The following is a 19541-nucleotide window of genomic DNA, read 5'->3' on the forward strand; positions in this document are numbered from 1 at the left end:
GATGCCGGCTCGCGAAGGGCGAGCCGGTCAGTCGATGTCATTGAGCGTTGAGCGTGTCGGCGTGAAGGCGGGCGAATTCGCCGACGGTCATCGATCGACGACCCGTGAGCTGCTCCACGTTGTTGTCGGCCCCGGCCATGCGGCCGTTGTGGTAGTCCTGCATGGCACCGCCCAAGTGCTGAACAACGTAGTGCGGCACGCCCATTTCGCTGATCGACCGGGTGTATTCCTCGATCGGCAAGTCCTGGAAAACGATGGTGCGGCCCAGCGCTTCGGAGAGTTCGGCGGCCATTTGTTCATGGTCCATTTCCACCGGACCCGACAGGTTGATAGTGGTCCCGATATGCCCTTGCGGGTTGTTCAGCAGCGCCGCAATGGCACGTCCCTGGTCAGCGGCCGCAATCGGCGAGTGACGCCCCTTGCCGACGGGCATACGCAGGACACCCTGTTGCAGGAACGGCAGTTGCCATGGGTACAGCAACCATTCCAGGAAGTAGGTCGGACGCAGATGAATCACTGGCAAGCCGGACCAGTTGAGAATCTCTTCGGCGAGGTAAGTGTCGCGGCAAGAATCGCTGCTGGACTCACGGTTGGCCGAACGCTGCGACAGGTTGATGACCGTCTTGACCCCGGTTTCCCTGGCCGCCTGGGCAAAGTTTACGGTGGCGTTAATCAGGCCCGGTTGCACCGGCCACACCAGGTAAGCGGCGTCCACACCCTGCATGGCATCGCGAACGGTGTTGATGTGCAGCAGGTCACCCACCACCACTTCAGCACCCAACGCCTTCAAGGCATCGGAGCGGGCATCGAGCGAATGGACCATGGCGCGGACATCGAGGCCCAGTGCAATGGATTCACGAACAGCGGCGCGACCTGTGTCGCCAGTGGCTCCGGTGATTAATACTTTCCTGGACATGGGTTAAGACCTTTGAGAGTGAAATTTCCGGAGGCCATCGCGCCACCGGTCAGTTCGGGGAAGCGCTGAGTGCCTCGGCTCCGATGGGTCAACTATCGCGCCCGGCCAGATCCTCCGGTAGCCGTCGAATCAGGCTAAGATTTATCCCGGATCAGCATTAATGCCTTTGCTCGCCCACAACAGGAACGCTGCCATGCCCTTGAAAGACATCCTCACCCTGAGGCTGTACACCCGCGTCGCACGGCTCGGAAGCTTTTCGGCGGCCGCGCGTGAAAGCGGGCTGGCGCAGTCGCAGGTGTCGCGGATGATTGCCGAACTGGAGGCCAACCTGGGGGCACGGCTGCTGTCGCGCACCACCCGGGCAGTGGTGCCGACTGAAGCTGGACTGGAGTTTCTGGCTCGCATGGAGCCGATCCTCGCCGCCGTCGACGATGCCGAGAACAGCGTGCGCGAGACCGGCGAGTTACGCGGGTTGCTGCGTATCGGGATGCCGTCGACGATGGGCATTCGCGTGGTCATTCCCAGGCTGGCGGCCTTTACCGAGCGTCATCCCCAGTTGCACCTGGAGTTGATGCTCGAAGACCAATGGCAGGACATGGTCAAGGAAGCCGTCGACATCGGCATTCGTGTGGGTCACTTGCCGGACCTGGCCGGCACGGCGCGGCAGATTGGCACCATGCATCGGGTGATTGTCGCGTCCCCGGCCTACCTCGCGCGCCACGGTACGCCCACCCTGCCGAGCGACCTTGCCCATCACCGGATCGTCGGTGGTCCGGCCGGCGCGCAGGTCTCGTCCTGGCAGTTTGACCGCGACGGTAACGTTTCTTCCGTCGATCTCACGCCACAGTTCTCAACCAATGACACCGCAGGCGCCTTGGCAGCGGCCGCTGGCAGCCTCGGCATTGTGTCAACAACGTCCTGGGCCTGCGCCCTGGAACTGGCCAGCGGTGATCTGGTGCAATTGCTGCCGGAGTGGAAAATGGCAGACCTGCCCGTACACGCCTACTTTCCACTGGGACGCACGACGCGCATGGCGGCGCGTGCGTTCGCCGACTTCCTCGCCACCACGCTCGGCAGCGATGCCTAGTTCGGGTCCAGCAACCCGCCGCTCCAGTTGCGCGAAACCCGGCTGCCGGTGAATTTCGCCACCACCATGCCCTGCGACACCAGCCGATCGCGATAGCGGGTGACCATGCGCCCCGCTTGCTCGGCCACCAAAATCACCTCGGACGATGGATCACCCGGTCGCCGCAGAATCCGCGCAAAGCGCTGCCCTTCTTCGACGAAATCCCCCAGCTGTTTTTCAAAGATCAACACGCCGGGCTGCGGCGCGAGAATGGTTTCCATGTGACCCATTTCCATGGCCTCGACGGGCCAGTCGGCGGGCGTGTGCGCCTCATCGATCACCCCGCAGCCGCATAGCCACGCATGCAGTCCTTCAGCGTCCTGCTCGGCAAACCGGTCGCTGACATCACCCTGCCCGCGCAACTCCAGTGTGGCCGCCATGCGCTGGTCGGTGACGCCGTCGCGCAGCCACGGCGCAATGATGGTCTCTTCGAAAGAGCCATCGCCGCCGTCATCCCAGATGATCGCCACGTCCATCTTCATCGCGGCTGCCAGTTCGCGGCCACGGGGCCAGAAACGGCGGTGAACGTAGAGATAGGGTAATGCTTCGTCATCGGTGTGCAGGTCGAGCATCACGTCTGCCGGGGCCGCCAGTTGCACCAGTTTTTTTTGCCATTCCTGGACGTTGGTCGACGGTTGGGCCATGGCGGCCGATTGGTCGAACCCGCGATTGAAATTATGCCCGGTGGCGTCATGAAAGCGGCCAAGAATGCGCCCCTGGCGAAACTGCCCGATGCCCAGCGGATTGGCTTGCGGCACCACCGTCACGCTGCCGTTGAGCCGACCCTGAGCCTGGGCGACCTCAAGCTTGTGCATCAACAGATGCAGCACCAGCATCCCGGCGATTTCATCGGCATGTACCCCGGCTTGCAGGTGCACAGTCGGCCCGCAGCCATTGCCCTCGAAGCGCCATGCGCTGACCTGCACCGGGTCGCCGTTGTTGTTGCGAACACTGAACGAAACATCCTGCGCCATCTGCTTGTCCTCCCGCGTCACGAACGTTAAAAACCGACACATTGCCCAGACCTAACTGGAGATTGAACGCACGTTCAACTAAGCTCGCCAACCAGGCAACACACCCAAGGATTCCTTGTGACAATCCCCTCCGCAAAAAATCGCCGCGTTGAGCCTGACGAACGTCGCGAAATGCTGGTGGCCGCCACCCTGCGCTGCCTGGTTCGCGATGGTCACGCCGGCATTTCCGTTCGCCGGATTGCCACCGAGGCCGGGGTGTCCGTGGGGTTGCTCAATCACCATTTCGGCAGCATCGATGCGTTGATTGCCGACACCTACCAAAAGATCGCCAGTGAGCTGACTACCGCCCTGCTCCAGGAAGTCGAGCAGGCCGGCACCCCTGCCGAAAAGATGGATGCGCTGCTCACCGGCTCCTTTTCTCCCCGGGTCATGGACCCACAACTGCTCGGCGCCTGGGTGGTGTTCTGGAGCCTGATCCGGCACTCCGAACACGTCAGCCAATCCCACGAAAAAAGCTATCGCGCCTACCTCGACCTGCTTCGCCAACTGCTGGATGACATGGCGGCCAGCGAAGGCTTCGTGATCCATGACACGCGACTGGCCGCGATCGGCTTATCGGCGATGCTCGACGGACTCTGGATCGAGTGGTGCCTGAACCCCGAAACCTTCAGCCCCGCCGACGGCCTCCACATCTGTCGCTGCTGGATAAAGGGGCTGCGACACGGAGCATTCAGCACCGACGACGTCTTGTGAGGGATGACGGCCGAAGATCATCGCCAGGGTGCCACTGACCGCGATCAACCCGGCACCGACCATCAGCGACACGTCCATCAGCGTGCCCCAGATCAGGCTCGACAGCAGGAACGCCCAAATCAGCCCGGTGTATTCAAAGGGCGCGAGCAAGGTAGCGGTGGCCCGCTGAAAACTGGCGAACAGCAGAAACTGACCGATACCGCCGACCAGCCCGGCGCCGAGCATCCCCAGCCAGGCCGGGGTCGGCGCCGGTGTGTAGGTCCAAGGCAACGCCACCGCCATGCAAATCACAAACACCACGTTGGTGATCAGCATCTGTTCCAGCACTGACGTCTGCTCATCCACCTGGCGCAGCTGGATGTAAGTGAACGCCCAGCACATTGCCGCCAACAACGTCAGCACCACCGGCAACGGATCCACCAGGTTACTGGGGCGACAGGCAATGATCACGCCGACAAAACCGATGATCAGGCTGAACCACTGCCAGCCACTTGCGCGCTCCTTGAGAATCACCGCCGCGAGCACCGTGACCATGATCGGTGCGGAGAAATACAGCGTTGTCATCTCCGCCAGCGTCAGGTCCCGGGCCGCCGTGTAATACAGTACCCAGGCCACAATCGACAGCAGTCCACGGACCACCAGCAAGCGTCGGCTTGGCGAGCGCCACGCGCGCTGGATCAACCGCGAGCGCCCTGCCAACAGGCAGGCGAGCACCACCACAAGGGCGCGCCAGAACAGAATGCTGACCACCGAATAGTCCGCCACCAGCCACTTGATGGCAGCGTCTTGCATCGCCAGGAACGTATAACCCAAGGTGCACAGGCCAATGCCTTGCAACGACCGGTCGACAATCCGTGGCGTATTCATTACACCGACCTGCGCACGGGCGTGCCACGCCGTTCGGCAAGGGCAAACAGCGCCTCGATCATGAACGTCAGGCAGACATACACGCCGGCCACCAACAGCAACGGCTCATACACTTGCAGCGTCTGCGCCCGCACCACGTTGGCGGCGCCCAGCAGGTCGATAATCGCAATCGTTGAGGCCAGCGCAGTGGACTTCAGCAGCATCACGGTCTCCCCGGCCAACGTCGGCAACAGTAGACGCAACGCCCTGGGCAAACGCACCCGCAGCAACGACTGACGCGGGGTCATGCCAAACGCCGACGCGGCTTCCATCTCACCTTTGGGCACCGCCAGCAGCCCTCCGCGAATCACTTCGCCGACATAGGCGCCCACCGACACCACCAAGGCAAACACGATGTACCAGTAACCGTCGCGCAGGTACGGCCAGAGGAAGCTGCCGCGAATCAACGGGAACTGCGCAAACAGGCTGCCCAGGCCGTAGTAGAAGATGTAGATCTGGATCAGCAACGGCGTACCGCGCGTCACGCTGGTGTAAAACAGACTGACCTTGGCGATCACCCGGTTCTTCGAGATCCGTGCCAGCGCCACCAGCACCGCGAGCGCATAACCGAACACGCTGGAGATCAACAGGATGGTGATGGTCGTTTGCAGGCCCCGGCCCAACAGCGCCGCGTATTCAACTATCCACGCTGGAATCATTTCATTCACTCAGCCAAAGGCATCCAGCGACGAATGCGTCGCTCAAGCCGTCCCGACAGGTAGTTGGACACCAACGTCACCGCGTAATACATCGCCGCGGCGGTGAGGTAGAACAACAGGTAGTGACGCGTCGAGCCCGCGCCTTGCTTGGCGGTGTACAGCAGCTCGTTGGTGCCGACCACGCTGATCAATGCGCTGTCCTTGATCAGGTTGATCCACAGGTTGGCCATCCCGGCCATGGCGTAAGGCGCCATGATCGGCAGCGTGACCCGCCGGAACAGGCCGAAGCCGCTCAAGCCAAACGCCTTGCCCGCCTCGATCTGACCGAACGGAATGGCCTGAATCGCCGCCCGAAAAATCTCCGAGGCGTACGCGCCCTGCACCAGCCCCAGCACCACAATCGCCGCCAGCGGACCGCTGACATTCACGCTGTCGTAACCCATTTGCGCCATCAGCGAATTGAGCAGCATCGAACCGACGTAGTACAGCAGCAGGATCAGCAACAACTCCGGCACTGCCCGGAATAATGTGGTGTAGGTACGCATCAGTGCTGCGATCGGTTTTGGCGCGCTCAGCTTGAGGCAGGCCACCACCAGACCGATCAGGAGCCCGAGCACAAACGCCCCGGCGGAAATCTGCAGGGTCATCCAGAGCCCTTTCAACAGCGCACTGCCCCATCCCTGTTCGCTGAAATTGATCAACTCGAACATTGCCGGCATTTCACTCTCCAGTTAGCGCAATCACTGCCTGACGCAAATCCCCTGTGGGAGGCGGGCTTGCTCGCGAAGGCGGTGTATCAGTCAACATCATTGCTGAATGTCGGACCGCATTCGCGAGCAAGCCCGCTCCCACAGGTTTTGTATATGCCACAGGATTTTTGGTGAGGTCAGAACGCCGGTTTCACGCTAGTGCCGAAGTAGTGTTGGGACAGGTCGTCATAGTCCTTGCTCGCCAGCAGGGTCTTGATCGCCGTGTCGAGTTTGGCTTTGAGTTCGGTGTCATCCTTGCGCAGACCGGCGCCCACGCCTTTGCCGAAGATTGGGTCGTAAGGCACTGCGCCGAGGTAGGCCAGGTCCTTGGCATCCGGGGTCTGGACGAAGGCCGCCATGGCCGTGCCGTCCGCCATCATCAAGTCGATACGACCGGCAATCAGGTCGGCGTTGGCCGAGTCCTGGGTGTCGTAATACTTCACGTCGGCAATTTTTTCGTAGTAGGTCTTCAGGTAGCTGGCGCTCACCGTGGAGTTCTGCACGCCGATGGTTTTGCCCTTGAGGTCGTCCGGGTACTTCTTAACAGACGCCTCTTTCGGCCCGACAATCGCGATCACCGAGTCGTAGTAGGCCTTGCTGAAGGCGATCTGTTTTTCGCGCTCTTCGGTGACCGACATCGAAGAAAAAATCACGTCGATCTTCTTCGCCAGCAACGAGGGGATGATGCCGTCCCACGCCACTTCCTTGATCTCGCACTCGGCTTTCATTTCGCTGCACAGCTTGTGGATCAGGTCGACTTCAAAACCTTTCCACTCACCGTTGGCCTGTTTCTCGGTGTACGGCGGATAGGGTTCGGCTGCGACTGCGAACCTGATCGGCTGGGCTTGCGCCGCGCTCATTCCGGCCAGCAACAAGCAGGCCGCGCCGGTAAACCAGTTTGCCAAACGTCGATTTCCCATGATTTTTCCCCGTCTTTTTATGTTGTTTTAGCGAGTCTGATGTGCGTTGACGAACTGTCGGCAACGTTCACTGCGTGGGTGTACGAACACTTCATCCGGCGAACCGGTTTCCTCGATCAGCCCTTGGTGCAAGTAGGCGACTTTGGACGAGACATCGCGGGCAAAGGCCATCTCATGGGTCACCAGGATCATGGTCCGGCCTTCTTCCGCGAGGGAGCGGATCACCCGCAGCACTTCGCCGACCAGTTCCGGGTCGAGTGCCGAGGTGGGTTCATCGAACAGCATGACCTTGGGCCGCATGGCCAATGCCCGGGCGATGGCCACCCGTTGTTGCTGTCCCCCGGAGAGAAACGCCGGGTACTCGTTGCGCTTGGCCGCCAGCCCCACGCGTTCCAGCAAGGCTTCAGCCCGTTCAGTGGCTTCGGCACGGCTTTCACGCAGGACCTGGGTCGGCGCTTCGATGAGGTTTTCCAGCACCGTGCGATGGGGCCAGAGGTTGAAGTTCTGAAACACCATGCCCAGGCTCGAACGGATCCGCACCAGCTGTTTGGCGTCGGACACCAGCGGCGCGCCGGGACGGTCGTGGTTGAGCTTGATGCTTTCGCCGTCCACCAGAATGCGTCCCTGGTCCGGTACTTCGAGCATGTTGATGCAGCGCAGCAAGGTACTTTTGCCTGAGCCACTGGCACCGATCAGGGAGATCACATCGCCTTCGCGGGCCGTCAGCGAGACGCCCTTGAGCACTTCGATATTGCCGAAGCGTTTGTGCAGGCCATCGACTTCGATCATGGTCTTGGTCATAACCGGAGCAACGGTGGCCTGGCAGGTGACGCGACTGGTCACGGGGCTGATTACGGGGCGAGGCGCTTCACCTTTCAGCACCAGGACAAAATCGCGAATACGCTGACAGGCCTGGGCCAGACGCTCTTCACCGAGGGTGAACGAGAGCCGCACAAAACCTTGCGCCGGCTCGCCAAACGCGGCCGCATCGAGGACCGACACACGCGCCTCGCGCAACAGCCGCCAGGCGAACTCCAGCGAAGTCAGCCCGGTTTCACGCACGTCCATCAACACGAACATGCCGGCATCAGGGTTGAGCACTGAAATGCCCGGGCAACCCGACAGACTCGTGACCACCAGATCCCGCCGACGGCGATAGATGTCGCGCATGCCGTGGGTCACGTCTTCGTGGGCCTGCACCGCTTTAAGTGCGGCTTCCATGACAAACCCCGGCAAGCCATAGAGCATGCTCAGCACCAAGGTTTCCGCGTGAGCAATCAAGGCCTCGTTGGCGACGATCCAGCCGATCCGCCAGCCGGTCATGGCATGGGACTTCGACAGGCTGCCGACCACCACACAGCGCTCGGCCATACCCGGCAACGCTGCGAGGCTGAGGTGTTCGCGTTCGAAGGCAAGGCTTTCGTAGACTTCGTCGACCACCACCCACAGGTCATGTTCGATGGCGAGGTCCGCGATGGCTTGCAGCTCCTCACGGTTGAGCACCACGCCGGTGGGGTTGTTCGGGTTGGAGAAGAAAATCGCCCGGGTGCGCGGGGTGATGGCCTTGGCCAACACGGCGGCGTCGAGCCTGAAACCGGAGTCCGCCGAGCACGGCACCCGCACCAGCGTGGCGCCGGAGGCCTTGAGTGTCGCCTCGTACGTCACGTACATCGGGTCCAGAGCAATCACTTCATCGCCCGTGTTGAGCAGGCACATTGAAGTGATGAACAGCGCGTTCTGCGCCCCGGCCGCGACGATCACGTTCGGCGCTTGCACCTCACGGCCGAACAATGGGCTGTAGCGGTTGGCGATGGCTTCGCGCAAGGCCTGGCGCCCGGCGATTTCGGTGTAGTGAGTGTCACCCTCGCGCAGCGCTTCGATGGCGGCATCGGTGATGAAATCGGGCGTGGGGAAATCCGGATCACCGACGCTGAGAATGATCACATCCTCGCCACGGCGCTGGGCTTCAAAGGCTGCATTGTGAATATCCCAGGCAGCCACACCGTCGCCTGAAATCCGCTCAACAAAAGGTGAAAACCGCATGCCAGTGCCTCGTTCGAATTGAAGAAACGCAAGCCCGCGCTACCCGCCGGGGAGGTGGTCACCAACATAGTCGAAGCTGAACAGTCGTTCAACAGAAAAGTAACGATGCTTCGCGTTCAGCGTAAACAGGTCGTTTTCACGACAGTCGAGGCGTTTTCAGCAGGGGGGCACGATGGGGCGGAAGGGAAAACCCGATATGGATTCCAGCCATGGAAGTTTTATAAATCGGGGCAACTTCCGGTTCAGTCTTATTTTGCTTAACCCCGCACAATAGATAAATCACTCTGCACCTGTAACATCAATAAGACACTTATAAAACTTAATACTTAAACATCGGCATGGCCTCAGAAAACAACAGCACTCTGCAGCTACGCATCTGCCTGACCGCCCAAAACTCCTTGGCCTTCGCCCGCACCGGCGAAACTCAGCGCTAAATTAAAAACAACTTCCTCATTTCGATTAATCATAAAAAAGCCCGGTCGGATTTTGTTTATCGAATAGGCTTAATTCAACGTACCAACAGGCGTTAGTTCTCTATTAATCCGACAGACATCACTTCAAGGAAATGGACATGAAGATCAAGATTCTGTGCGTGCATGGCATTGGCCATGAAGAAGCGGATGAGAGTTTCGAGCAATCGTGGAAGCGGGCGATTACCACGGCGGTGCTAAGCGTGGCGCCGAACGCCGTGATCGAATTGGACTATTTCGAGTATGACGCGCGCTTTGCGTCCAGCGGTCTGGGTGCGCCGGAAATTGCCGAAGCGACCCTGCGACTTCTGACCAGCGCCGTCATCCATTCAGTCGGTGATCTGTTCCGGCGTGATCGCGGCATCGGGCAATTTCCCGACCGCCTGCGCTGGACGGCCGGCATGGTGGCCCAGTGGACCGCAGACGAGGCGCTGCGAACCACGTTGCGTAACGACCTCTCCAGCAAAATCAACGACTCACAACCGGATATCGTCTGTGCGCACAGTCTCGGAACACTGGTCGCCTATGACACGTTCCGTCGAGATCCATCGCTGATGAAAAAGCGCGTGCTGATCACGTTCGGTTCGCAGATTGCCAATCCCGCAGTCCGCGAGACGTTCGGCGGGCGCATAGAAGGCATCGAGACGGCGTACAAGTGGTACCACCTCTACAACGAACATGATCACGTGTTTACCGCACCGCTGTACCTGCGCGATGCCAACTTCACCCAAGTCATGACGCCGTTCGACAAACCGGGCGATGCGCTCAATCACGATGCAACGTACTACCTCGGTCACCCCGAAACCCGCTCCAATGTCTGGGGACCCTTGTTCCAGGCAGGCCTCGCCAGGGGTTTCGACAAACGGTTGCTCGCCGTCGACAAATCACTCGGTCTGGCCGTGCCAAAGGCACAAACCGCACGTCGCTCGCGGGACAAGGCATTGCTGATCGGGATCAACAACTATCCCAATCCTTCAGACCGGCTCGAAGGCTGCGTCAATGACGTGTTCCTGATGAGCTCATTGCTGCAAGAGTCGAACTTCTCGCCGGATGACATCCGCGTCGTGCTCGATGACCGCGCTACCACCGCTGGCATTCGCGATCGCCTGCGTTGGTTGCTCGACGACGCCCAGGCGGGTGATCGCCGGGTGCTCTTCTATTCGGGGCACGGTGCGCAGATCCCCAATACCAACGCCGCCGGCGAAGCCGATCGCATCGATGAATGTCTGTGCCCGTGGGATTTCGACTGGACGCCGGAACACGCCATCGTCGACAACGACTTTCGCGACCTGTACATCCAGCTGCCGTACAACACGCAGTTCATTACCATCTTCGATTGCTGCCATTCGGGCGGCATGACACGTGAAGGCGCACGACGCGCACGAGGGCTGACGCCGCCAGACGACATTCGCCATCGCGCACTGCGCTGGGAGGCCAGTTTGCAGATGTGGGTCGAGCGCGACTGGGTGAAACAGGCGCGCAAGAATGCGCAGAAGGCCGAAGCCGCCAACACCGTGAGCAATCGCGACGGTATTCGCAGGGTCGGCCAGGCCATCGCGGTGCGCGGGAACGACGACAAGCTCTACAACAGACGTCGCATCGCTTACAAACACGATGGCCCTTTTCTACCGATCCTCATGTACGCCTGCGGCGAATCCCAACTGTCGTATGAGTACCGTCACGGCGTGATTTCGTACGGCGCATTCACCTACGCGCTCGCCCAGACGCTGCGCTCATCCAAAAAACGTCCGACATTCAATGCCCTGGTCCGTGCCACGGGCAAGCTCCTGGCGGAGCTGGGTTATGACCAGAAGCCGGCCCTTGTCGGGCCCAAGGTTTTACTCGGCAAAATCGTTCCATAAACCTTCATCCACTGCGCTGAAAATCAAACCGGGCGTCTTGAAGACGCCCGTTTTTTTATTCAGTGGCTCAAAATCAAATCGGCTCAACCGCGCATCTGAGCTAACGTTGGCGAGGGACCTATCATCCACACCTGACCTCTAATAAGAACAACCGAGGGTCACGATCAGGCTATGAACATTCTTTACGATGAACGCGTCGACGGCGTTTTGCCCGACGTCGACAAGGCCGCCTTGCTCCAGGCGCTACGCGCGCGTTTGCCGGATCTGGAAATCCTGCATCAACAAGAAGAGCTCAGACCGTATGAATGCGACGGGCTCTCCGCGTATCGCACCACTGCGCTGCTGGTGGTGTTGCCCCGCCACCTCGACGAAGTTCAGGGCATCCTTCGAGTCTGCCACGAGCGGCACGTCCCGGTGGTTGCCCGTGGCGCCGGCACCGGGTTATCCGGCGGTGCATTACCGCTGGAGAAAGGCGTGCTGCTGGTGATGGCGCGCTTCAACAACATCCTGCACATCGACCCCGCCGCCCGCACCGCGCGAGTTCAGCCGGGGGTGCGCAACCTGGCGATTTCCCAGACCGTTGCGCCGTTTGGCTTGTATTACGCGCCGGATCCGTCCTCACAGATTGCCTGTTCCATTGGCGGTAACGTCGCCGAAAACGCCGGTGGCGTGCATTGCCTCAAGTACGGCCTGACCGTGCACAACCTGCTCAAGATCGACATCCTGACCGTCGAGGGCGAATACCTGACGTTGGGCTCCGAAGCCCTCGACTCACCCGGCTTCGACTTGCTGGCCTTGTTCACCGGGTCCGAAGGCATGCTGGGGGTGATCACCGAGGTGACGGTCAAACTGCTGCCCAAACCGCAAACCGCCAAAGTGCTGCTGGCCGCCTTTGACTCCGTGGAAAAGGCCGGCCGCGCGGTGGGTGACATCATTGCCGCCGGCATTATCCCCGGCGGCCTGGAGATGATGGACAACCTAGCGCTTCGCGCCGCCGAAGATTTTATCCACGCCGGTTACCCAGTCGACGCCGAAGCCATTTTGCTCTGTGAACTCGATGGCGTTGAAGCCGATGTCCATGATGATTGCGACCGCGTGCGCCAGGTGCTGGAACAGGCCGGCGCCACCGAAGTCCGCCAGGCTCGCGATGAAGCCGAGCGCGTGCGGTTCTGGGCCGGGCGCAAGAATGCTTTCCCGGCCGTGGGACGCCTGTCGCCGGATTACTACTGCATGGACGGCACGATCCCGCGCCGCGAACTGCCCGGTGTGTTGCGGGCTATCGCAGCACTCTCGGATGAATACGGCCTACGGGTGGCCAACGTGTTCCACGCCGGCGACGGCAACATGCACCCGCTTATTTTGTTCGACGCCAACCAGCCCGGTGAACTTGACCGCGCCGAAACCCTGGGCGGCAAGATCCTCGAGTTGTGCGTGAAGGTTGGCGGCAGCATTACCGGTGAACACGGCGTGGGTCGCGAGAAGATCAATCAGATGTGCGCGCAGTTCAACAGCGATGAGCTGACGGTGTTCCATGCGGTCAAAGCCGCCTTCGATCCGGGCGGCCTGCTCAATCCCGGCAAGAATATTCCGACCTTGCACCGCTGCGCCGAATTTGGCGCGATGCACGTGCATTTGGGTCAACTGCCCTTCCCTGATCTGGAGCGTTTCTGATGCGTAGCGAATCCGACATGGATGACAGCGTCGCGCTGTTGGCGCAGGTCAACCAAGCGCTGCAAAACGCCACGCCTTTACGCATCCAGGGCTCCAACAGCAAGGCGTTCCTTGGACGCATCGTCGCCGGGGAAGTGCTCGACACGCGCACCCACCGCGGCATCGTCAGCTACGACCCGACCGAACTGGTGATCACCGCCCGCTGCGGCACACCGTTGTCAGAACTGGCCGAGGCATTGGACGACGCACAGCAGATGCTGCCGTGCGAACCGCCCTCCTTCGGCGAAGGCGCCACCGTCGGCGGCATGATTGCCTGCGGCTTGTCCGGCCCTCGGCGCCCGTGGTCGGGCTCGGTCAGGGACTTTGTCCTCGGTACGCGGGTGATCACCGGGCATGGCAAGCATCTGCGCTTCGGAGGCGAAGTCATGAAGAACGTCGCCGGTTACGACCTGTCGCGCTTGATGGTCGGCAGTTATGGGGCGCTGGGGGTGGTAACTGAAGTGTCGCTCAAGGTTCTGCCCAAACCGCGTCAGTGCCTGAGCATCAGCCTGGACATGGACAGCGACCGCGCCTTGCTGCGCCTCGCGGAATGGGGTCAGCAGCCCCTGCCGATCAGTGCGGCGTGCCACGACGGGCAACGCCTGCACCTGCGGCTTGAGGGTGGCGAAGGTTCTGTGGCGGCGGCCCATGATCGATTGGGCGGCGAGTTGCTGGACGCGAGCTATTGGGCGGACCTCAACGAACATCGACTGAGTTTCTTTGATGAGGACCAACCCCTTTGGCGGTTGTCCCTGCCCCACAACACACCCCGGCTTGCCCTGCCCGGCGTTCAACTGATCGATTGGGGCGGTGCACAGCGCTGGCTCAAATCCGAGGCGCAGGCGTCGTTCATTCGCAAGATCGTCGGTGAGGTTGGTGGGCATGTGACCTGTTACAGCCATGGCTTGATCGACAGCCCGTTCCAACCGCTGCCTGCGGCACTGATGCGCTACCACCAGAACCTGAAGCAGCAACTTGACCCACGGGACATCTTCAACCCCGGTCGCCTGTACGCGGAGTGTTGAACCATGCAAACCACGCTCAGCGAACAGGCCCGCCAACTGCCCCGCGCCGAAGAAGCCGAAAGCATTCTACGCACCTGTGTGCACTGCGGTTTTTGCAATGCCACCTGTCCGACCTATCAGTTGCTGGGCGATGAACTGGATGGCCCGAGAGGTCGCATCTACCTGATCAAGCAGGTGCTGGAAGGCAACGAAGTCACGCAAAAAACCCAGCAGCATCTGGACCGTTGCCTGTCGTGCCGCAACTGCGAAACCACCTGCCCCTCGGGCGTCGATTACCACAACTTGCTCGACATCGGTCGTGCAGTGGTGGACGCCGCCGTGCCGCGCCCGCTCGAACAGCGTTTGTTGCGCGAAGGGTTGCGCCGCGTCGTGCCCAATCCGGGATTGTTCAAAGTGCTGGTGAGCAGTGGTCAGGTGTTCCGTGCCTTGTTGCCGAACACCTTGCAGGCCAAGTTGCCTCGCCGTGTGTACCCGGCCAAACCACGTCCGACGGTGCGCCACGCCAGGCAGGTGCTGATACTCGAAGGTTGCGTGCAACCGGGGTTGTCGCCCAACACCAATGCCGCCACTGCGCGCGTACTGGATCGACTCGGTATCAGCGTCCTACCGTCCCGCGAGGCCGGGTGCTGCGGCGCCGTCGATTATCACCTCGACGCCCAGGCGGCCGGCCTTGATCGTGCACGGCACAACATCGATGCGTGGTGGCCGGCCATTGAAAACGGCGCTGAAGCCATCGTGCAAACGGCCAGCGGTTGCGGTGCATTCATCAAGGACTATGGTCACTTGCTCCGCAGCGATCCGGCCTATGCCGACAAGGCGCGAAAGGTCAGTGCACTGGCCAGGGACCTGGTCGAAGTGTTGCGCGATGAGCCGCTGGAAACACTCGGCATCCACGGCGACCAGCGCCTGGCGTTCCATTGCCCCTGCACCTTGCAGCACGCGCAAAAACTCGGTGGCGCGGTTGAGGCGCTGCTGACACGTCTGGGTTTCAACCTCACGTCCGTGCCCGACGGCCACTTGTGTTGCGGCTCGGCGGGCACCTATTCGCTGACTCAACCGGAACTGTCCCGGCAACTTCGCGACAACAAGCTCAATGCGCTGGAGAGCGGCCATCCCGAAGTCATTGTCACCGCCAATATTGGCTGTCAGTCCCACCTCGACGGCGCGGGTCGAACCCCGGTCCGGCACTGGATTGAACTGGTGGAAGCCGCCCTGCCCTGATCACCCTTAGGAGCCATTGCCATGAAGAGTAAAGCCGTACTGAGTCAGGCTGAGGTCAGCCAGATCCTCGCCGCCGCCCGCACCGAAGCTCAGAACAATCAATGGGCGGTAACCATTGTGATTGTCGATGACGGTGGCCATCCGCTGGCGCTCGAACGCCTCGACGGGTGCGCGGCCAGCAGCGCTTACATCGCCACTGAAAAAGCCCGCACCTCGGCCTTGGGTCGGCGTGAGTCGAAGGGGTATGAAGACATGGTCAACGGAGGACGCTTCGCCTTTTTATCGGCGCCGTTGCTGACGTCCCTTGAGGGTGGCGTGCCGATTGTTTACGACGGCCAGGTGATCGGTGCGGTCGGCGTGTCCGGGGTCAAGGCCGAACAGGACGCACAAGTGGCCAAGGCCGGGGCGCAGTGTTTGAAGTGATGCCATAAAAATTCGGCACCTATCGAACCTGTGGCGAGGGAGCTTGCTCCCGCTGGGCTGCGAAGCGGCCCCAAAAGATGGGACAGCTGCGCTGTCCAGCGGGAGCAAGCTCCCTCGCCACACGATCGTCGTCTCATCGGAGATGCTTACTTGCGCGCCAACTTGTACCGAATGCACTCTTCATAAAAACTCTGCCGCACCGCAGCCGGTTTGAACCTCGACGGGCTGTCGTACGTCTGCTCGGTAATGCCCATGGCCATCATGTGCATCCACGGTTTGTTGAATTTGTAGGTCTGTATCTTCTTGCGAGCGGCATACAGCGACACCCCGGACAACTTGAGCTCCTGGGCCCTGCCCGCCGTCCCGGCACCCCAGTCGCACATGTATCGGTCATTGGCCACCAACTCCCTGGCCTGGGCCGCGCCGGCCATGCTCGCCAGGGCAAACAAGATCATCGTGATCGCTACATTGCGCAATTGCATTCCGCCTAACCACCTGAAAATAAAGTGATTTTGGCGACTGTTTTGCGTCAGCGGGGCCAGCAAATTGCCTTATTCGGGAAAAAGAATCCGCGTCAGGTTCAGCTTCCCGAAACCAGCCTGAGTCCGATAACACCGGCCAAAATCAGCACAATGCACGCGATCCGCAGCGCTGTGGTGGCATCCCCCAGCAGCGCCATGCCCAGAATCGCGGTGCCCGCCGCGCCTATGCCGGTCCAGACCGCGTAAGCCGTCCCCACCGGCAATGTCTTTAAAGAGAGTGAAAGCAGATAGACACTCGACAGGCCCGTGGCGGCCGCCAATAGTCCAGGGACCAACCGGGTGAACCCTTCCGAGCCCTTCATGTAGAACGCGAACGCAATTTCGAGAATGCCAGCGATGCCAAGCAGTGCCCATGCCATGTTGAATGTCCTGTGGGAGAAGTTGAATCGCCAGGCGTACTCGCCTGGCGAAGCATCGGAAGCGCTCTACTGCTGAGCCGCTGCGGGGGTGGAACGGAATGTCACGCCGAATCGGTTAAAGGCGTTCATCAACCCGATCGCGTAAGTCAGATCCGCCAATTCCTTATCACTAAACTCGGCCGCTGCCGCTTTGTAATCCGTATCGGGAACGCCCGTTTCAGCGACGCGAGTGACCGTTTCCGCCCAACTCAGCGCAATCCGTTCACGGGTACTGAACACGACACCGGCATCGCGCCAAACCGGCACCAGCATCAGTTTTTCCACCGCGACGCCGAGCTTCAGCAAATCGCGTGAATGCATGTCGATGCAGTAGGCGCAGCCATTGATTTGCGATACCCGCAGATAGACCAGATCGATCAGTTCGTGGGAAAGACCGCTGTTTTGCAGGTAGACGTACACCCCGCCAAAAGCCTTGTAGCCCTCGGGTGCAGCCTTGGCGTAGTCGAGACGATTGCTCATGGTGAATCCTTCGTGTGTGCTGTAAGGGACTCCATCGTGCGGCGGCTTGGTCTAATTGATAAGGTCCATGATCGGCCTTGCGTCATGGGCCATGACGGCGCGTTCATGGCCTGGTCCATTACTCACTTCTTGGACCTTTGGCCTGGGTCATCCACTTCCTAGAATGGCCCCTCGACTACGTACATTCATCAAGGGGCCCACCATGAACATCCTCCACGTAACGTGCAGCCCTCGCGGGGCGGTTTCCGAGAGCTATCGCCTGTCCAGCCACATCATTGGCCAATTGCTGAAGAACGACCCCACCGCAACCGTGATCAACCGGGTGGTAAGCGGCGACGCCATACCGCAGGTTGACGAGCATTACGCACTGTCCCAACAATCGTCCGTCGATGTGTCCCAGGAAGGCTCCATGGCCCAATCGGAAGTGCTGATCAATGAACTGGACAGCGCCGACATCGTGGTCATTGGCACCCCGATGCATAACTTCACCGTCCCCGCTGCACTGAAAGTCTGGATCGACCATATCGCACGCGTTCGCCGCACGTTCAATGTCGGCGCCCAAGGCAAAACCAGTGTGCTGCGCGACCGTCCCGTCTATATCGGCGTGTCATCAGGCGGACGATTCTCTGGGGAAAACCCGCGTCAGCCAGACTTTTTGACGACGTATCTGAAAGCGGTTCTGGGCATGATCGGACTGCATGCACTAACGTTCTTCTCTGTTGAAGGCACCGCTTTGGGTCCGCAGGCTGTCGCGCAGGCCAGGAGCAAGACAGACGAAGCTGTGGAAGCGCATTTTTCCGCGCTTCGATGACCCTGAACTTCCTCGGGCAAAAATAAGGGCGCACTGTGACAGGCAGCACATTGATCGTGAGCGGTGGATGAAGCCATGAACCAGCAGATCAAGCGCTTCTCCCCTCTCGACCCGACCTCCAGCGAACCGATCTACCGCCAGCTTTACTGGCGGTTCCGCAGCGCCATAACGAACGGTTTGCTCCTACCGGGCGAACGCATTCCCGCCGCACGGGCATTGGCCAAGGAACTGGGACTGGCGCGCGGCACCATCGATACCGCGTATTCACTCCTTACCGCCGAAGGGTTCCTGCAGTCTCGCGGTCAGGCAGGCACGGTTGTGGCGGCGGGCATCAACGTCGAGGCGCTGTCTGCGCGTACGGCGCACACCGCCAGCCCGGCAAGTTCCCAATCCATCCGGCACAAGGCACCCATCCTGCCGTTCCAGATGGCCCTGCCCGCTCTGGACGCCTTCCCGAGGAAAGTCTGGGCGCAAATCGGCGCTCGTTGCGTTCGCGCCACGCAGATGGTGGACATGGCCAATCCGTCGGTGTATGGGCTGGACTCGCTGCGCGCGGCAATTGCCACTTACCTGCAAGTGGCGCGCGGCATCACCTGCTCGCCCGCGCAGGTGTTTGTCACTTCTGGCTACCGAAACTCGCTGTCGCTGATCACTCATGCACTGCTCAAACCGGGTGACCGCGTACTCGTCGAAGACCCCGGCTACCTGCCCACCCGGCAATTGCTGGAATACCTGCAAATCAAGGTTGCCCCGGTTCCAGTGGATGCGGACGGCATGCAGGTCGCACAGGGGATTCAGCGCACGCCCGGCGCCCGCGCAGCTATCGTCACGCCGGCCCATCAAAGCCCGCTGTGCGTCTCGCTGTCGTTGCCACGTCGCCTCGAATTACTGGAGTGGGCCTCCCGCCAGCAAGCGTGGATTGTCGAGGACGACTACGACGGTGAGTACCGCTACATCAGCCGTCCGCTGCCCGCGCTCAAGAGCCTGGATCGCGACGGTCGGGTGCTCTATTGCGGCACTTTCAGCAAAGTGTTGTTTCCCGGCATCCGCCTTGCGTATCTGGTGGTGCCGGAGGCGCAGGTCGAACGCTTCGAACAGGTTGGCCAGGTCTTTCTCGGTGGTTGCCCGGAACTGACCCAGGCCATTGTCGCCACGTTTGTCACTGAGGGCCATTTCGCTCGCCATATCCAGCGTATGCGCAAACTCTACGGTGAACGCCGCGAAGCCACGGCGCGCGGACTGAAGAAAGTCCTCGGCGAGCACATTCGCATCGATGCGCTGCCAGGCGGCATGCACCTGATTCTGCGTCTGACTGCGCCAACGTCCGACCGCGCACTGGTCGAGCGTCTGCAACAGGTGGGGATCTACGCCGAAGCCTTGTCCGACTTTCGTCTCCACGAGCCGACCGAATCAGCGCTGCTGCTCGGGTTCGCCAACATCGATTCGCAAGACATAGCCGAACAACTGGGCGAACGTATTTTGGAATTGATGGAGGCGTAACGACGAACATGGCCCGGTTCAACAGGTCATTCTTGGCTCTTTTACCCCGGCCG

Annotated in this window: 18 protein-coding genes and 1 pseudogene; 9 read left to right on the forward strand and 10 right to left on the reverse strand. The window is 60.8% G+C overall.

Annotation, left to right across the window (positions count from 1 at the left end; genetic code table 11):
- Positions 1-37 precede the first annotated feature (37 nt).
- A complete protein-coding gene (locus EAH78_RS26345) occupies positions 38-916 on the reverse strand; it encodes an NmrA family NAD(P)-binding protein (RefSeq protein ID WP_140670468.1) in 879 nt (292 codons plus the stop codon).
- A gap of 193 nt (positions 917-1109) precedes the next feature.
- Between EAH78_RS26345 and EAH78_RS26350 the strand changes: the two genes are divergently transcribed.
- Complete coding sequence (locus EAH78_RS26350) at positions 1110-2003, forward strand: LysR family transcriptional regulator (RefSeq protein ID WP_205017977.1); 894 nt, start codon at positions 1110-1112, stop codon at positions 2001-2003.
- Here EAH78_RS26350 and EAH78_RS26355 read toward each other — a convergent pair.
- A complete protein-coding gene (locus EAH78_RS26355; RefSeq protein WP_140670471.1) occupies positions 2000-3016 on the reverse strand; it encodes a succinylglutamate desuccinylase/aspartoacylase domain-containing protein in 1017 nt (338 codons plus the stop codon). The genes EAH78_RS26350 and EAH78_RS26355 overlap by 4 nt on opposite strands.
- Before the next feature lie 171 nt (positions 3017-3187).
- Between EAH78_RS26355 and EAH78_RS26360 the strand changes: the two are divergent.
- Positions 3188-3673, forward strand: a pseudogene (locus tag EAH78_RS26360) (TetR family transcriptional regulator C-terminal domain-containing protein); the annotation flags it as partial.
- Here the strand turns inward: EAH78_RS26360 and EAH78_RS32885 are convergent.
- The 5 genes from EAH78_RS32885 to EAH78_RS33075 all read right to left on the reverse strand — a co-directional run bounded on the left by EAH78_RS32885 (position 3629) and on the right by EAH78_RS33075 (position 9046).
- Entirely contained in the window at positions 3629-4636 is a 1008-nt protein-coding gene (locus EAH78_RS32885; protein WP_140670476.1) for a DMT family transporter, read from the reverse strand. The pseudogene EAH78_RS26360 and the gene EAH78_RS32885 overlap by 45 nt on opposite strands.
- On the reverse strand, positions 4636-5334 hold the full coding sequence (locus EAH78_RS26370) for an ABC transporter permease subunit (protein WP_140670555.1): 699 nt from the start codon (positions 5332-5334) through the stop codon (positions 4636-4638). Before EAH78_RS26370 ends, EAH78_RS32885 begins: the two co-directional genes overlap by 1 nt.
- 5 nt (positions 5335-5339) lie before the next feature.
- Positions 5340-6053, reverse strand: coding sequence for an ABC transporter permease (locus tag EAH78_RS26375; protein ID WP_140670478.1), 714 nt, complete (start codon positions 6051-6053; stop codon positions 5340-5342).
- Between the two features lie 167 nt (positions 6054-6220).
- Positions 6221-7003: a transporter substrate-binding domain-containing protein gene (locus tag EAH78_RS26385; RefSeq protein WP_140670480.1), complete on the reverse strand. Its 783-nt coding sequence runs from the start codon at positions 7001-7003 to the stop codon at positions 6221-6223.
- Positions 7004-7030: 27 nt separating this feature from the next.
- The gene (locus EAH78_RS33075) at positions 7031-9046 is read right to left on the reverse strand and encodes an aminotransferase class I/II-fold pyridoxal phosphate-dependent enzyme (RefSeq protein ID WP_140670482.1); all 2016 of its coding nucleotides are present in this window, start codon (positions 9044-9046) and stop codon (positions 7031-7033) included.
- 571 nt (positions 9047-9617) lie between these two features.
- Here EAH78_RS33075 and EAH78_RS26395 point away from each other — a divergent pair.
- The 5 genes from EAH78_RS26395 (at position 9618) to EAH78_RS26415 (ending at position 15757) form a co-directional block, all read left to right on the forward strand.
- Positions 9618-11378 (forward strand): caspase family protein, encoded by a 1761-nt coding sequence (locus EAH78_RS26395; protein WP_161599708.1) that lies wholly within the window; start codon positions 9618-9620, stop codon positions 11376-11378.
- A 171-nt stretch (positions 11379-11549) separates the two neighbouring features.
- Positions 11550-13049 carry a glycolate oxidase subunit GlcD gene (gene glcD, locus EAH78_RS26400; protein WP_140670486.1) on the forward strand — a complete coding sequence of 500 codons (1500 nt, stop codon included), beginning with the start codon at positions 11550-11552 and terminating at the stop codon, positions 13047-13049.
- On the forward strand, positions 13049-14113 hold the full coding sequence (glcE, locus tag EAH78_RS26405; protein ID WP_140670488.1) for a glycolate oxidase subunit GlcE: 1065 nt from the start codon (positions 13049-13051) through the stop codon (positions 14111-14113). Before glcD ends, glcE begins: the two co-directional genes overlap by 1 nt.
- 3 nt (positions 14114-14116) lie before the next feature.
- On the forward strand, positions 14117-15334 hold the full coding sequence (gene glcF, locus EAH78_RS26410) for a glycolate oxidase subunit GlcF (RefSeq protein WP_140670490.1): 1218 nt from the start codon (positions 14117-14119) through the stop codon (positions 15332-15334).
- Positions 15335-15355: 21 nt separating this feature from the next.
- Positions 15356-15757 (forward strand): heme-binding protein, encoded by a 402-nt coding sequence (locus tag EAH78_RS26415; RefSeq protein WP_140670492.1) that lies wholly within the window; start codon positions 15356-15358, stop codon positions 15755-15757.
- Between the two features lie 146 nt (positions 15758-15903).
- Here EAH78_RS26415 and EAH78_RS26420 read toward each other — a convergent pair whose 3' ends face one another.
- The 3 genes from EAH78_RS26420 to EAH78_RS26430 all read right to left on the reverse strand — a co-directional run bounded on the left by EAH78_RS26420 (position 15904) and on the right by EAH78_RS26430 (position 17177).
- Positions 15904-16233 carry a hypothetical protein gene (locus tag EAH78_RS26420; RefSeq protein WP_140670557.1) on the reverse strand — a complete coding sequence of 110 codons (330 nt, stop codon included), beginning with the start codon at positions 16231-16233 and terminating at the stop codon, positions 15904-15906.
- A 104-nt stretch (positions 16234-16337) separates the two neighbouring features.
- On the reverse strand, positions 16338-16658 hold the full coding sequence (locus tag EAH78_RS26425; RefSeq protein WP_140670494.1) for a DMT family transporter: 321 nt from the start codon (positions 16656-16658) through the stop codon (positions 16338-16340).
- Between the two features lie 66 nt (positions 16659-16724).
- Positions 16725-17177 carry a carboxymuconolactone decarboxylase family protein gene (locus EAH78_RS26430; RefSeq protein WP_140670496.1) on the reverse strand — a complete coding sequence of 151 codons (453 nt, stop codon included), beginning with the start codon at positions 17175-17177 and terminating at the stop codon, positions 16725-16727.
- Between the two features lie 202 nt (positions 17178-17379).
- Here EAH78_RS26430 and EAH78_RS26435 point away from each other — a divergent pair, with 202 nt between their 5' ends.
- Both EAH78_RS26435 and EAH78_RS26440 read left to right on the forward strand, forming a co-directional pair.
- Positions 17380-17988, forward strand: coding sequence for an FMN-dependent NADH-azoreductase (locus EAH78_RS26435; protein ID WP_140670498.1), 609 nt, complete (start codon positions 17380-17382; stop codon positions 17986-17988).
- A gap of 75 nt (positions 17989-18063) precedes the next feature.
- A complete protein-coding gene (locus EAH78_RS26440) occupies positions 18064-19488 on the forward strand; it encodes a PLP-dependent aminotransferase family protein (RefSeq protein ID WP_140670500.1) in 1425 nt (474 codons plus the stop codon).
- Positions 19489-19541: the final 53 nt, after the last annotated feature.

This window comes from Pseudomonas arsenicoxydans, from assembly GCF_006438915.1.
Taxonomy (GTDB): Bacteria; Pseudomonadota; Gammaproteobacteria; order Pseudomonadales; family Pseudomonadaceae; genus Aquipseudomonas; species Aquipseudomonas arsenicoxydans_A.